General features: G+C 68.9%; 16 protein-coding genes. 15 read left to right on the forward strand and 1 reads right to left on the reverse strand.

The window, feature by feature from the left end:
• Nucleotides 1-38: 38 nt before the first annotated feature.
• The 6 genes from arc (at nt 39) to prcA (ending at nt 5895) form a co-directional block, all read left to right on the forward strand.
• Nucleotides 39-1805, forward strand: a complete 1767-nt coding sequence (arc, locus tag WJ438_RS32305; protein WP_406728355.1) for a proteasome ATPase — start codon at nt 39-41, stop codon at nt 1803-1805.
• A 233-nt stretch (nt 1806-2038) separates the two neighbouring features.
• Nucleotides 2039-3550, forward strand: a complete 1512-nt coding sequence (dop, locus tag WJ438_RS32310; protein ID WP_406728356.1) for a depupylase/deamidase Dop — start codon at nt 2039-2041, stop codon at nt 3548-3550.
• A gap of 189 nt (nt 3551-3739) precedes the next feature.
• Entirely contained in the window at nt 3740-3958 is a 219-nt protein-coding gene (locus WJ438_RS32315; RefSeq protein ID WP_109380473.1) for a ubiquitin-like protein Pup, read from the forward strand.
• 77 nt (nt 3959-4035) lie between these two features.
• Nucleotides 4036-4272 carry an endonuclease domain-containing protein gene (locus tag WJ438_RS32320; protein ID WP_406728357.1) on the forward strand — a complete coding sequence of 79 codons (237 nt, stop codon included), beginning with the start codon at nt 4036-4038 and terminating at the stop codon, nt 4270-4272.
• Nucleotides 4224-5069, forward strand: a complete 846-nt coding sequence (prcB, locus tag WJ438_RS32325; protein WP_406728358.1) for a proteasome subunit beta — start codon at nt 4224-4226, stop codon at nt 5067-5069. Before WJ438_RS32320 ends, prcB begins: the two co-directional genes overlap by 49 nt.
• Nucleotides 5070-5133: 64 nt before the next feature.
• Complete coding sequence (gene prcA, locus WJ438_RS32330; RefSeq protein WP_406728359.1) at nt 5134-5895, forward strand: proteasome subunit alpha; 762 nt, start codon at nt 5134-5136, stop codon at nt 5893-5895.
• Nucleotides 5896-5961: 66 nt separating this feature from the next.
• Here prcA and WJ438_RS32335 read toward each other — a convergent pair whose 3' ends face one another.
• Nucleotides 5962-6978: a LacI family DNA-binding transcriptional regulator gene (locus WJ438_RS32335; RefSeq protein ID WP_406728360.1), complete on the reverse strand. Its 1017-nt coding sequence runs from the start codon at nt 6976-6978 to the stop codon at nt 5962-5964.
• A gap of 117 nt (nt 6979-7095) precedes the next feature.
• Here WJ438_RS32335 and WJ438_RS32340 point away from each other — a divergent pair, with 117 nt between their 5' ends.
• The 9 genes from WJ438_RS32340 to tatA all read left to right on the forward strand — a co-directional run bounded on the left by WJ438_RS32340 (nt 7096) and on the right by tatA (nt 14611).
• Entirely contained in the window at nt 7096-8355 is a 1260-nt protein-coding gene (locus WJ438_RS32340; RefSeq protein WP_406729874.1) for an MFS transporter, read from the forward strand.
• Nucleotides 8356-8364: 9 nt separating this feature from the next.
• Nucleotides 8365-9726, forward strand: coding sequence for a Pup--protein ligase (gene pafA, locus WJ438_RS32345; protein WP_406728361.1), 1362 nt, complete (start codon nt 8365-8367; stop codon nt 9724-9726).
• Between the two features lie 135 nt (nt 9727-9861).
• A complete protein-coding gene (locus WJ438_RS32350) occupies nt 9862-10863 on the forward strand; it encodes an FKBP-type peptidyl-prolyl cis-trans isomerase (RefSeq protein WP_406728362.1) in 1002 nt (333 codons plus the stop codon).
• Between the two features lie 60 nt (nt 10864-10923).
• On the forward strand, nt 10924-11295 hold the full coding sequence (locus WJ438_RS32355) for an FKBP-type peptidyl-prolyl cis-trans isomerase (RefSeq protein ID WP_030835713.1): 372 nt from the start codon (nt 10924-10926) through the stop codon (nt 11293-11295).
• Nucleotides 11296-11530: 235 nt separating this feature from the next.
• Entirely contained in the window at nt 11531-12484 is a 954-nt protein-coding gene (locus WJ438_RS32360; protein ID WP_406728363.1) for a helix-turn-helix transcriptional regulator, read from the forward strand.
• Nucleotides 12485-12501: 17 nt separating this feature from the next.
• Nucleotides 12502-13497, forward strand: a complete 996-nt coding sequence (locus WJ438_RS32365) for a helix-turn-helix transcriptional regulator (RefSeq protein ID WP_406728364.1) — start codon at nt 12502-12504, stop codon at nt 13495-13497.
• A 61-nt stretch (nt 13498-13558) separates the two neighbouring features.
• Nucleotides 13559-13852, forward strand: coding sequence for a hypothetical protein (locus WJ438_RS32370; protein ID WP_109380463.1), 294 nt, complete (start codon nt 13559-13561; stop codon nt 13850-13852).
• A 34-nt stretch (nt 13853-13886) separates the two neighbouring features.
• Complete coding sequence (locus tag WJ438_RS32375) at nt 13887-14081, forward strand: hypothetical protein (RefSeq protein ID WP_361462836.1); 195 nt, start codon at nt 13887-13889, stop codon at nt 14079-14081.
• 242 nt (nt 14082-14323) lie between these two features.
• Nucleotides 14324-14611 (forward strand): Sec-independent protein translocase subunit TatA, encoded by a 288-nt coding sequence (tatA, locus tag WJ438_RS32380; RefSeq protein WP_406728365.1) that lies wholly within the window; start codon nt 14324-14326, stop codon nt 14609-14611.
• Nucleotides 14612-14658 lie beyond the last annotated feature (47 nt).

The raw sequence follows: 14658 nt of genomic DNA on the forward strand, positions 1-14658 counted from the left end.
CTGGAAGCGTCCAGCTCCCCTTGGAGGAGGTGAGGACCGTGGCAGCCCACGACGACGACATGAACCGCGGCATCCGCCCGGGACGCGGGTCCGACGACCCGACCGGGCAGATCGCCTACCTTGAGCAGGAGATCGCCGTCCTGCGCCGCAAGCTCGCCGACTCTCCGCGGCACACGAGAATTCTCGAAGAGCGGATCGTCGAGCTGCAGACCAACCTGGCCGGCGTGTCCGCCCAGAACGAACGACTCGCCAGCACACTCCGCGAGGCCCGCGACCAGATCGTGGCCCTCAAGGAGGAAGTGGACCGGCTGGCCCAGCCACCGGCCGGCTTCGGAGTCTTCCTCCTGGCGAACGAGGACGGCACCGCCGACATCTTCACCGGCGGCAGAAAGCTCCGGGTGAACGTCAGCCCGAGCGTCGACCTCGACGAGCTCCGGCGTGGCCAGGAAGTGATGCTCAACGAAGCGCTCAACGTGGTCGAGGCCATGGAGTTCGAGCGCGTCGGTGACATCGTCACCCTCAAGGAGATCCTCGAGGACGGTGAACGAGCCCTCGTCCTCGGGCACACCGACGAGGAACGGGTGGTCCGGCTCGCCGAACCCCTGCTGGGCATCACCATCCGCCCCGGCGACGCCCTCCTGCTCGAACCCCGCTCCGGGTACGTCTACGAGATCGTCCCGAAGAGCGAGGTCGAGGAGCTCGTCCTCGAAGAAGTCCCCGACATCGGCTACGAGCAGATCGGCGGCCTCGGCAACCAGATCGAAGCCATCCGGGACGCCGTCGAGCTGCCCTACCTCTACCCGGACCTGTTCAGGGAGCACGAGCTGCGCCCGCCCAAGGGCGTCCTGCTCTACGGGCCCCCCGGATGCGGCAAGACGCTCATCGCCAAGGCCGTCGCCAACTCACTCGCCAAAAAGGTCGCCGAGGTGACCGGAGTGGCGGCGGGCAAGAGCTTCTTCCTCAACATCAAGGGCCCCGAGCTCCTCAACAAGTACGTCGGCGAGACCGAGCGGCAGATCCGCCTCGTCTTCCAGCGGGCCCGCGAGAAGGCCAGCGAGGGCACCCCCGTCATCGTCTTCTTCGACGAGATGGAGTCCCTCTTCCGCACCCGCGGATCCGGCGTCAGCTCCGACGTGGAGAACACCATCGTCCCGCAGCTCCTCGCCGAGATCGACGGCGTGGAGGGTCTGCAGAACGTGGTCGTCATCGGTGCCTCCAACCGCGAGGACATGATCGACCCCGCCATCCTGCGGCCCGGCCGGCTCGATGTGAAGATCAAGATCGAACGTCCGGACGCCGAGGCGGCCAAGGACATCTTCGGCAAGTACCTCACCCAGCGCCTTCCGCTGCACGGCGACGACGTCGACGAGCACGGCGGCGACAGGGGCATGACGGTCCAGAGCATGATCCAGACCGCGGTGGAACAGATGTACGCCGAAAGCGAGGAAAACCGCTTCCTGGAAGTCACGTACGCCAACGGAGACAAGGAAGTCCTCTACTTCAAGGACTTCAACTCCGGCGCCATGATCGAGAACATCGTCGGCCGCGCCAAGAAGATGGCGATCAAGGACTTCCTCGAGAAGAGCCAGAAGGGTCTCCGCGTCTCCCACCTGCTCCAGGCGTGTGTGGACGAGTTCAAGGAGAACGAGGACCTGCCCAACACCACCAACCCCGACGACTGGGCCCGAATCTCCGGTAAGAAGGGTGAACGGATTGTTTACATCCGCACCCTCATCACCGGAAAGCAGGGCGCGGACACGGGACGCTCCATCGACACGGTGGCGAACACCGGTCAATACCTGTAAAAAGCAGGGCGGCTGCGGGTGCCCTCGACGGGTACCCGCAGCCGACTGCTTTCCGGGAGATGACCGGGAACACGGCAATGACGCAAATGATCTCCCCACCAGCGCAAAGGCGTTCTAGGCTCTTGGGTACCGCCGAGTCGCACAGTGCGGGGACGGGCACCGCACACGCACGGAGCGCCAGCGGTACTTGAGCAGCGCCCCGACCGGGGACGCCGCCGGGCAAGGAGGGCCGCATGACTGTACGGCGAGTAATGGGCATCGAGACGGAGTACGGAATCTCCGTCCCCGGCCACCCCAACGCCAATGCCATGCTCACCTCATCCCAGATCGTGAACGCCTACGCGGCGGCGATGCACCGGGCCCGTCGAGCCCGCTGGGACTTCGAGGAGGAGAACCCGCTGCGCGACGCGCGAGGCTTCGACCTCGCGCGCGAGGCCGCCGACGCCAGCCAGCTCACCGACGAGGACATCGGCCTCGCCAATGTCATCCTCACCAACGGCGCGCGGCTCTACGTCGACCACGCACACCCCGAATACAGCGCTCCCGAGGTCACCAACCCCCGTGACGCCGTCCTTTGGGACAAGGCCGGCGAACGCATCATGGCCGAGGCCGCGGAGCGGGCGGCGGCGCTTCCCGGCGCCCAGCCCATCCACCTGTACAAGAACAACACCGACAACAAGGGTGCCTCCTACGGCACCCACGAGAACTACCTGATGAGGCGGGAGACCCCGTTCTCGGACATCGTCCGCCACCTCACCCCGTTCTTCGTCTCCCGCCAGGTCTTCACCGGTGCGGGCCGCGTCGGCATCGGCCAGGACGGCCACGAGCACGGCTTCCAGCTCAGCCAGCGCGCGGACTACTTCGAGGTCGAGGTCGGGCTCGAGACGACACTGAAGCGCCCCATCATCAACACCCGCGACGAACCGCACGCCGACGCCGAGAAACACCGACGGCTCCACGTGATCATCGGCGACGCGAACCTGTCCGAGATCTCCACCTACCTGAAGCTCGGCACGACCGCGCTCGTCCTGTCGATGATCGAGGACGGCTTCATCGCCGTGGACCTCGCGGTCGACCAGCCCGTGCGGACGCTGCACCAGGTCTCGCACGACCCGACCCTGAAACGGCTCGTCACGCTCCGCAGCGGCCGCACACTCACCGCCGTCCAGCTCCAGATGGAGTACTACGAACTCTCCCGCAAATACGTCGAGGAACGGTACGGGGCCGACGCCGACGATCAGACCAAGGACGTCCTGGCCCGCTGGGAGGACACCCTCAACCGTCTGGAGAACGACCCCATGAGCCTGGCCGGCGAGCTGGACTGGGTCGCCAAGCGGGAACTCATGGAGGGCTACCGGCGCAGGGACGACCTGGACTGGGACGCCGCTCGGCTGCATCTCGTCGACCTCCAGTACGCCGACGTGCGCCCCGACAAGGGGCTCTACAACCGCCTCGTCGCCCGCGGCCGCATGAAGCGGCTGCTGGACGAGAACGACGTCGAGCGGGCCCGGACGAAGCCGCCCGAGGACACCCGCGCCTACTTCCGCGGTCGCTGCCTGGAGCAGTACGCGGACGATGTGGCGGCGGCGTCCTGGGACTCGGTGATCTTCGATCTGCCGGGCCGGGACTCGCTCCAGCGCGTCCCAACCCTGGAACCGCTTCGCGGAACGCGTAATCACGTCAAGGAACTCCTGGACCGCTGCCGCACGGCAGAAGACCTGGTCAGGGTGTTGTCCGGGAACTGAACCACGATCGGGGAAACCCGGGAGGGGCCGGCCGGACAGGGTGGAAGACCCCGGGGCCGGGAATCATCGAGACGGTCCCCGTACGTTGGAGCAAGTGCGGGGGCACTGTCGGACCCGGCTTGTAGGGTCTGATCAACACTGATCGGCGCAATGCCGACCATGTCGGGCGAGCTGAGCGGGGTGAGGGTTATGGCAACGAAGGACACCGGCGGCGGGCAGCAGAAGGCCACGCGCTCCACGGAGGAAGTCGAGGAGCAGACGCAGGACGCGCAGGCCTCTGAGGACCTCAAGGAGCGCCAGGAGAAGCTGAACGACGACGTGGACTCCGTACTCGACGAGATCGACGACGTGCTCGAGGAGAATGCCGAGGACTTCGTGCGGTCCTTCGTTCAGAAGGGCGGCCAGTAGGTCGGATCGACCTTCGAATCGAAGGTCGATGTCGGGGTCGTGGGTACGGGAGAGCAGCTGGTGAAGAGCTGCCCGCGGTGCGGTCGGTCCGCACCGCGGGCGGTTTTCGCCGGCGGCAGAATGTCCCGGCCGTACATGTGGATCACTGCCCCAAGGCGGGTAGGGTCCGTGGCGTATCGTGCATCAACTGCAATTCGGCCATCGGCAAGTTGGGAGAAGATCCCGACGCCATCCGTCGGGCTGCCGCCTATCTGGAGGGAACCTCGTGGAAGCCAACACTCCTAGCACCGGGCGGCTGCCGGCCGCCTTCCTGACGCCAGGGTCTTCCTCCTTCATGGACTTCCTCTCCGATCACCAGCCCGAGATGCTGCCGGGCAGGCGGAAGCTGCCGCCGCTCCAGGGCGCGGTCGAGGCGCCGCACGGCACCACGATCGTGGCCGCGAGCTTTCCCGGTGGTGTCGTGCTCGCGGGTGACCGCCGGGCCACCATGGGCAATGTCATCGCCCAGCGGGACATCGAGAAGGTGTTCCCGGCGGACGAGTACTCGGCGGTGGGCATCGCCGGTACGGCGGGGCTCGCCGTGGAGATGGTGAAGCTGTTCCAGCTGGAGCTGGAGCACTTCGAGAAGGTCGAGGGAGCGCAGCTGTCCCTGGAGGGCAAGGCGAACCGGCTGTCGACCATGATCCGGTCCAACCTCGCGATGGCGATGCAGGGCCTGGCCGTGGTCCCGCTGTTCGCGGGGTACGACATGGACCGGGAGAAGGGGCGGATCTTCTCCTACGACGTCACGGGCGGGCGCTCGGAGGAACAGGGGTACGCCGCCACCGGTTCCGGGTCCCTCTTCGCGCGCAGCGCCATGAAGAAGCTCTTCCGGGACGATCTGAGCGAGACCGAGGCGACCACACTGGTCGTGCAGGCCCTGTACGACGCGGCGGACGACGACTCGGCGACCGGCGGTCCCGATGTCGCCCGCCGGATCTACCCGATTGTCACGGTGATCACAGAGGACGGCTACCGCAGGCTCTCCGAGGACGAGGCGTCCGGGATCGCCCGGTCCGTGCTGGAGCGGCGGCTGGAGCAGCCGGACGGCCCGCGGGCCTCGCTGCTGTAGGGCGGACGGTTCGATGCTGAGGGACCTCCATCCAGTGACTTCGACAGAAAGGGACGGTTGACCCGTGTCGACGCCGTTCTATGTCTCACCCCAGCAGGCGATGGCCGACCGGGCGGAGTACGCCCGCAAGGGGATCGCCCGTGGCCGCAGCCTGGTCGTGCTGCAGTACGCCGACGGCATCGTGTTCGTCGGTGAGAACCCGTCCCGTGCGTTGCACAAGTTCAGCGAGATCTACGACCGGATCGGCTTCGCCGCCGCCGGCAAGTACAACGAGTACGAGAACCTGCGGATCGGCGGTGTGCGCTACGCCGATCTGCGGGGTTACACCTATGACCGTGACGACGTGACCGCCCGTGGCCTGGCGAACGTGTACGCGCAGACGCTGGGGACGATCTTCTCGAGTGCGGCGGAGAAGCCGTACGAGGTGGAGCTGGTGGTGGCCGAGGTCGGGGAGACCCCGGAGGGCGACCAGATCTACCGGTTGCCGCATGACGGTTCCATCGTGGACGAGCACGGCTCGGTCGCGGTGGGGGGCAACGCGGAGCAGATCAGTGGATATCTGGATCAGCGCCATCGGGACGGGATGACGCTGGCGGAGGCGCTGGAGCTGGCGGTGCAGTCGCTGTCGCGGGACACCAATGGCAGTGAGCGGCAGATTCCCGCGGAGCGGCTGGAGGTGGCGGTGCTGGACCGCACGCGGCCGCAGCAGCGGAAGTTCAGGCGGATCACGGGACGGCAGCTGGCGCGGCTGCTGGAGGCCGACGGCGCGGAGACGGTGTCCGAGGCGGAGGCCGACGCGGACACGGAGACCGAGGCCGAGGAGTAGGCGCGTCCGGAACGGGCCTGTCGGTGACGGGGCGGGGGACGACCTCCGCCCCGTCGCCTTTCCGTTTCAGGGGTGTGCGGTGGCCGGGCCGGTCGAGCCCCGGGGCACCAGGTGGACGGGGATGTCCCCGGCCTCCGGGTCGCGATTGTCCAGGACCGCGAGGAGGGCCTGCATGCCGCGTTCGCCGAAGAGTTCCGCGTCGAGGCGGACCGTGGTGAGTTCCGGATCGAGGGCCGTGGCCAGGGCCAGGTCGTCGAGGCCGGTGACGGAGAGGTCGTCGGGGATGCGCAGGCCCAGGCGGCGGGCCGCCTTGTAGGTGCCGGCCGCGAGCTGGTCGTCGTCGCAGATGACGGCGGTGGGGCGATCGGGTCCGGCGAGGGCGGCCCGGGCGGCGGCGACGGCGCCCTGGATGGAGATGGGCGAGCGGGCCGCGCGGAGTGTGGTGCCGGGAGCCGCGGCCAGCTGGGTGGCCAGTTCGCGGGCGCGTACCTCGAAGGTCCAGGAGGGGACGTCGGCCGCCAGGTGCAGGAAGCTGCGGTGGCCGAGGGCCACGAGGTGGCGGGTGATCTGGCGGATGCCGTCGGCGATGTCGAGGTTGACCGTCGCGGCGCCCAGGTTGCTCTCGGGGTCGCTGTCGAGCATGACCAGGGGGAGCCGGTCGCCGCGGATGTCGGTCAGGGCGTCGGCGGCCATGGAGGAGGCGATGACGCCGTCGAGCGCGGCCTGCGCCGAGGCGAAGGGGTTGCGGGCGGGGCCGATGCCCTCGGGGGAGGGGTAGAGGACCACGCCGAAGCCGTGCTGGGCGGCGATGCGGGCGGCTCCGGTGTAGACGCCGGCGAAGAACTCGGTGGTGAGGGCGGGGACGACGAGGAGGACGGTGCGGGTGTGCCCGAGGCGCAGGTTGCGGGCCGCGAGGTTGGGACGGTAGCCGAGACTGTGCGCGGCGTCGCGTACGCGCTGCGCGGTGGTCTCCGAGACGCGGCCACGCCATTTGTCGCCCATGACGAGGGACACGGCGGCCTGGGAGACGCCGGCGGCTTGGGCGACGTCTCTGCTCGTGGGGCGGGTCTGGGCTCGGGCCACCGTGTGCCGCTCCTTCGTCTGGACTGGTGAACAGCCGACATGGTACGTATAAAGATGCCAGTTATACGTACAACGTCGATGGTTCCGGTGAATGCCGGTAGTGAGTGGAGGCGCGGCATGGCCACGGGGTACCTGGAGATTCTCCGGGCGCGGCACGCCACTCGGCTGCTGGTGGGCACGCTGGTCGGGCGGTTGCCCAACGCGACCGCGGCCATCGCGATCGTGCTGTTCGTCCGCGCGCAGGGCGGTTCGTACAGTCTGGCCGGTGCCCTGGCGGCGGTGTACGGCGTCGCCAACGCGGTCGGCCAGCCGGTGCTGGGGCGCCTGGTGGATCTGCGGGGGCAGCCGCGGGTGCAGTTGCCCGCCGCGGTGCTGTCGGCGCTGGCGATGGCGGTCTTCGCCTTCGTGGGGATCGAGCCGCGGGCCGCGGCCTACGCGTCGGTGGCCGCCGCGGGGCTGTTCACACCGCCGCTGGAGGGCGGGTTGCGGGCCCTGTGGTCCTCGGTGCTGCACAGGGAGGACCAGATCCACCGGGCGTACGCGATGGACGCGGTGGCGCAGGAGGTCATGTTCACCGTCGGGCCGCTGCTCGTGACGGTGTGCGCGTCGCTGTGGTCGCCCCAGGCCGCGCTGCTGGTGCTGAACGTGCTCGGGGTGCTGGGCGCCCTGTCCGTGGTCGTGTCGGCGCCCTCGCGGGCGTGGCGGTCGGCGCCGCGTGAGGCGCACTGGCTGGGCGCACTGCGCTCACCGGGGCTGCTGGCGTTGCTGGGCGCCTTCCTGTTCGTCGGTATCGCGCTGGGGTCCATCACGGTGGCGTCGATGCCGTACGCGGACGAACACGGGGGTGACCATGTGTACGGCTGGCTGATGGCGGGTCTCGGTTTCGGCGCGCTCATCGGCGGTATGGCATACGGGGCGCGGCAGTGGGCGGGTGAGCCGGCGCGGCGACTTCAGGTGCTGGTCGCGTTCCTGGCGGTGTGTTATCTGCCGCTGGCGCTGATGCCGGGCGCGGTGGCGATGACCTTTCTCACGGTGCTCGCGGGTGTGTTCCTGGCCCCGGTGATCGCCTGTGCCTTCGTGCTGGTGGACCGGCACGCGCCGACCGGGACGGTCACGGAGGCGTTCTCGTGGCTGGTGACGACGTTCACGGTGGGTGCCTCGGTGGGAACGGGCCTGGCGGGCCCGGTGGTCGAGGCGGGCGGCGCGCAGTGGGGATTCGCGGTTCCGGCCGCCGCGGGCGGTGCGGCCCTGCTGGTTTTGATTTCCACAGGAAGGGTATTGGCGGTTGCCGCTCATGGGGCGATCGTTGCGGTCGGTTCGGAAAATGATCCGAACCGTGCCCTCGAACCTCGTTTGGGTTCGGGGGATCGGGCGTAATGTTCAGTCATGGACCGCCGCATTTTCGGGCTGGAGAACGAGTACGGCGTCACGTGCACGTTCAGGGGACAGCGGCGCCTGTCTCCTGACGAGGTGGCGCGGTACCTCTTCCGCCGTGTTGTGTCATGGGGCCGAAGCAGCAATGTTTTTCTGCGCAACGGCGCCCGCCTCTATCTCGACGTGGGGTCGCATCCGGAATACGCCACGCCTGAATGTGACAACGTGACCGAGCTGGTCACGCACGACAAGGCCGGGGAGCGCATTCTCGAAGGGCTCCTGGTGGACGCCGAACGACGCCTGCACGAGGAGGGAATCGCGGGCGACGTCTACCTGTTCAAGAACAACACCGACTCGGCGGGCAACTCGTACGGGTGCCACGAGAACTATCTGGTGGCGCGGCACGGGGAGTTCTCGCGGCTCGCGGACATCCTCATCCCCTTCCTGGTGACCCGCCAGCTGCTGTGCGGTGCCGGGAAGGTGTTGCAGACGCCGCGTGGTGCCGTCTACTGCGTCAGCCAGCGGGCGGAGCACATCTGGGAGGGCGTCTCCTCGGCGACGACGCGTTCCCGGCCGATCATCAACACGCGTGACGAACCGCACGCGGACGCCGAGCGCTATCGCCGGCTGCATGTCATCGTGGGCGACTCGAACATGTCCGAGACGACGATGCTGCTGAAGGTCGGTGCCACCGATCTGGTGCTGCGCATGATCGAGGCGGGCACGGTGATGCGTGACCTCACCCTGGAGAACCCGATCCGGGCGATCCGTGAGGTGAGCCATGACATCACCGGCCGCCGCAAGGTCCGCCTGGCGAGCGGCCGTGAGGCCTCCGCGCTGGAGGTGCAGCGCGAGTACTACGAGAAGGCGCTGGACTTCTGCGAGCGTCGCGGTATCCGTACCGGCACCGTAGAGCAGGTGCTCGAGCTGTGGGGCCGTACGCTGGACGCGATCGAGGCCGAGGACCTCGACCGCATCGACACCGAGATCGACTGGGTCATGAAGTACAAGCTCATCGAGCGGTACCGGGCCAAGCACAACATGACCATGTCGCATCCGCGGGTCGCGCAGATAGACCTCGCCTACCACGACATCCACCGCCGTCGCGGGCTCTACTACCTGCTGGAGAAGAAGGGGCAGGCCGCCCGGATCTGCGACGATCTGAAGATCTTCGAGGGCAAGTCCGTTCCACCGCAGACCACCCGGGCGCGGTTGCGCGGTGACTTCATCCGCCGGGCGCAGGAGCAGCGGCGGGACTTCACCGTCGACTGGGTTCATCTCAAGCTCAACGACCAGGCACAGCGGACGGTCTTGTGCAAGGACCCGTTCCGTTCGGTGGACGAGCGGGTGGAGAAGCTGATCGCCGGAATGTGAGGCACGGTGTTCCGCGGATCCCACGAACCGCGGAACGCCACACGGGCGCCGTACGTTACTCAGTGCGGCGCCCTTCTCACGCCGTAGAGTTGCGCGGACGCCACCCACAGGATCGATGATTACGAGGCCCCCACCGTGCGCCGACGCTCACTTCTCATTGCCGTACCCGCTGGACTGGTCACTCTCGCCGCGTGCGGCGACGGTGAGTCCGACTCGAGCAAGGCCAGCGAGAGCGCCTCGCCGTCGGCTCCGGACGCCTCGGCCGCGCCGTCGCCGAAGATCGTCGACGGCCCGTTGCCGGCGATCACCAAGGGGGTGAAGTTCGGCGAGAAGCCCACGGTGGAGAAGGGCAGCGGTGAGCCGTCGAAGGATCTCGCGGTGAAGACGGTCATCGCGGGCGGCGGCAAGACCATCGCCGAGAACGACTTCGTGGTGGCCCACTACCTGGGCCAGGTGTGGAACACCGCGAAGGTGTTCGACAACTCCTACGACCGCAAGAGCCCACTGGCGATCCAGCTGGCCCAGGGCAGCATCATCGACGGCTGGCGGTATGCGCTGACCGGCAAGAAGACCGGCAGCCGGGTCGAGATGGCGGTCCCGCCCACCTGGGGATACGGCACGCAGGGCAATGAGCAGGCGGGCATCAAGGGCACCGACACGCTGGTGTTCGTGGTGGACGTGCAGGACGCGTTCAACGCCAAGAGCTCCGCCAAGGGCACCGAGGTCGCCCAGGACGACACCGGTCTGCCCAAGGTGGGTACCAACACCGACGGCAAGGCCCCCACCATCGAGGTGCCCGACGCGGCCGCCCCGAAGAAGCTCGTGTCGAGCTACGTCCTCGAGGGCGACGGCCCGGAGGTCGGCGCCGAGGACAGCGTGCTCGTGCAGTACAAGGGCGTGCTGTGGGACGGCGGCAAGGAGTTCGACTCGACGTACTCCCGGAAGCAGTTGACATCGTTCTCGTTGCAGCAGGTCGTCAAGGGCTGGGCACAGGGACTCACCGGGAAGAAGGTCGGCAGCCGGGTCCTCATCGTCATTCCGCCGGAGCTGGGCTACGGCGACAACCCGCCGCAGGGCAGTGACATCAAGAAGGACTCCACACTGGTCTTCACGGTCGACATCCTCGCGAAGTTGTGACCGCGCGTGATGTAAGACTGTGTGTGTTCGCCTTTCCGCAGACAAGCAGGAGCGTTAGACGTGAGCATCGACAAGCCCGAGATCGACTTCCCGGGCGGCGAGCCCCCGGCGGACCTCGAGATCAAGGACATCTGGGAGGGCGACGGGGAGGTGGCGCAGGCGGGTCAGACCGTCACCGTCCACTACGTCGGTGTCGCCTTCAGCACGGGTGAGGAATTCGACGCCAGCTGGAACCGTGGCACTCCGTTCCGTTTCCCGCTGGGCGGCGGCCGGGTCATCAAGGGCTGGGACCAGGGTGTGCAGGGCATGAAGGTCGGCGGCCGTCGCCAGCTGACCATTCCCGCCCACCTCGCCTACGGCAACCAGAGCCCGACTCCGGCGATCAAGCCCGGCGAGACGCTGATCTTCGTGGTCGACCTGCTCGGCGTATGACCGCCCGCCCGATCGCGGCCTGATCGCCGCCGCATCGTCGGATTGCCGCATCGGCGTCACGGACGGTCGCAGCCGGTCGACGTGTGGTCGGTTCGTTCGACGTCAGGTCGGGTGACGACCGGAGTCGATCACCTGGGGTCCATGCCTGTCCGGGCATGGACCCTCGGCTTTTGCCGTGCCACCACGGGGCGGTACGGTCATCGGACTGAGCACCATAGGGAGGCGAAGGGCGTCGATGGCCATTGCCAAGGCCGAGCGGCTGATGAACCTGGCGCTGTGTCTGCTGGGGACGCGGCGGCCACTGAGCAAGCGTGAGCTGCGCGAGTCCGTCGAGGCCTACCTCGAGGCGGCCTCCGACGACGCCTTCAACCGGATGTTCGAGCGCGACAAGGACGATCTGCGCGAACTCGGGCTCGTCATCGAGACCGTCGAGAACCTCGACGGCGAGGTCGGCTATCTGGCCCGGCGGGACAGCAACCGCCTGCCGCCCATCACCCTCGACGCGGAGGAGGCCGCCGCGCTCGGGCTGGCGGCCAAGGTGTGGCAGCAGGCCAGGCTGGCCGGCGCGGCCAGCGGTGCCCTGCAGAAGCTGCGGGCGGCGGGGCTGCCCGAGGACGTCGACCCCTACGGGGCGCACAGTGCGCTCGAGCCGCGCATCCCCGTGCACGAGGCCGCCTTCGAACCGCTGATGCTGGCCTGTCGCGACCGCCGGCCGGTCGTCTTCGACTACCGCAAGGCCAACGCCGTACAGCCCGAGTCCCGCCATGTCGAGCCGTGGACGCTGGAATGCTGGCGGGGCCACTGGTATCTGGCGGGCTGGGACCGCGACCGGGGTGCCGAGCGGGTGTTCCGGTTGTCCCGGATCACCGGCAAGGTGCGCTCACGCGGCACTCGTTACACCACCCCGGTGCCGGACGTCGTCACGGTCCGCGAGACGGTGGCGAGCTGGGCGGGGGAGAGCGCCGACCGCTCCGCGCGCATCCGGCTGCGCTCCGACGCGGGGTACCCCCTTCGGGCGAAAGCGACCGCGGTGCGGGAACTCGGTGACGGCTGGGAAGAGTTGGAGATTCCGTACGGGCACGGCCTGGATGCCTGGCTGGTGGAGTTCGGACCGGACGTGGTGGTCCTGGAGCCCGCCGAGCTGCGGGCCGACGTGGTGGACCGGCTGCGCGCCGTCGCCAAGGGCTGAGGGGGACGGACAAGAACGTGGCAGGCAAACCGGTCAGGCCAGTCAACGCCATCGACCAGACCCGGCGGATGCTCTCCCTGGTGACCTATCTGAGGGAGCGCCCGGGAGCCCGGGTGGAGGACGTGGCGCGCGCCTTCGGCATCACCGAGGACGAGCTGGTCTCGGACCTCGACGTGCTGCCCATGTGCGGTACCAGTTTCCGCGGCGGTGATCTGCTGGACATCGACACCGACGGGGAGCGCATCTGGTGGCACAACCCGGCCGCTCTCGGGGCGGAGGCGGCGGAGCCGCTGCGGCTCGCCGCGGACGAGGCCACCGCCCTGCTGGTCGCCGCACGGGCCGTGGCCACGCTGCCCGGGCTGCGGGAGAGCGACCGGCAGGCGCTGCTGCGGGCCACCGCCAAGGTGGAGGCAGCGGCCGGTGAGGCGGCGGGCGCCAGCTCCCGGCTGTCGGTGACCTTCGAGTCCGAGGGCGGCGTGTTCGCGGACGTCGACCGGGCCATCGCCGAGCGCCGCAGACTCTGGATCCGCTACTACTCGCCCGCACGCGACGAGCTCAGCGAGCGCGAGATCGATCCCATCCGCCTGGTCAGCGTCGGGCACACCTATGTCGAGGCCTGGTGCCGTCGCTCCGAGGCGCGGCGCACGTTCCGGCTCGACCGGGTCGCCGAGATCCGCATCCTCGACGAACCGTCCGCGCCGCCCGAGGTCGAACTGCGGGACCTGTCGGAGGGGCTGATGCAGCCGGCCGCGGAGGACCCGGAGGTCGTGGTCGAGGTCGGGCCGGGCGGGCGCTGGGTCGCCGAGTACTACCCGCACGACAGCGCGGACGAGCTGGCCGACGGCGGGCTGCGTATCACCTTGCGGACGCCCGATCCGGCGTCGCTGAGACGGCTGGCGCTGCGGCTCGGGCGGGACGGCCGGATCGTCGCGCCGCACGATCTCGCCGAGAGTGCCCGGCGGGCGGCCCGCGAGGCGCTGGCGGCGTACGACGGAGCCGGGGCGGCCGGATGAGCGGACCACGCGCCGTACGCGTGGTCCGGGGCGGGCAGGACGACAGGCAGGAGCGAGGACTGTGAGCGAGTCGGCGACCTCTGGTGTACGGGGCATGACGGTGGCGTCCGCGTTCTCCGGGATGAGGAGCGTGGCGCCGGTCGTGTTCCGGGCGGGCTGCCCGGACTGCAGGGGGCGTTTCGAGCTCGCCGCGAGCGCGCTGCGTCTGGTCATAGGCGCCAGCAGACGGACCACCTTCTACTCGTTCACCTGCCCCGCGTGCGAGACCGCGGTCCGCAAGCCAGCCGGGGAGCGGGTCGTCGAGCTGCTCACCGGCGGCGGGGTCAGCACACTGCGGCTGCACTCCACCGCGTAGGGCCTCCGCGACGGGACGGTCTAGGCTCGACTCCATGTTCTGGCCGATGTTCGCGGTTGCTGTGGGGTTCCTGGGTCTCGTGGTGCTCGGGGTGTTCGCCGTACGGGTCTTCGTCGAGGCGGAGCGGCTCGGCAGACAGGTCAGTGACTCGGCGCGGCGCATCAGCCGGGCCGCGGAGGACCTGGAACGGGCGGCGACCGGTGCGGCCCGCTCTGCGGAAGCCCTCTGATCGGTGCCCGGACCGCCCTTATCGCCGCTTCGCCCTGTCGACCTGCCGACCCGGGCGGGTACGCTGCTGACGTGGACCGGAGAACGAGGCCCGGACCGCGGACGGGAGTACGCAGGGGGATTGCCTCACGTTCACCCCTGAGCGTTACGATCGCTGGCAGCGCGATCGTCGGACACATGTCCGAGCGGTCGGACAGGGCAGCACCCCCACCCCCAGCAGCCTCGGTGAGAAGGTAAACGCTTATGTTCGGAAGGCTCGGAGCCCCCGAGATCATTCTCATCCTCGTCGTCATCATCCTGCTGTTCGGCGCGAAGAAGCTTCCGGACATGGCGCGGTCCCTCGGCAAGTCCGCCCGCATCCTCAAGAGCGAGGCGAAGGCCATGAAGGAGGACAAGGACAAATCCTCCGCCCCGGCCGACCCGCCCGCCCCCGGCGACGAGTCCGCGGCACAGCGCACCATCCAGGCCGCCCCCGGCGACGTGACCAGCTCCCGCCCCGTCACGGAGCCGACGGACACGACCAAGCGCTGACGCAGGGCCGGACGCTCTCCGGCCCACCGCACGAGATGGGAACGTGG

This window comes from Streptomyces sp. GD-15H (genome assembly GCF_045291515.1).
Taxonomy (GTDB): domain Bacteria; phylum Actinomycetota; class Actinomycetes; order Streptomycetales; family Streptomycetaceae; genus Streptomyces.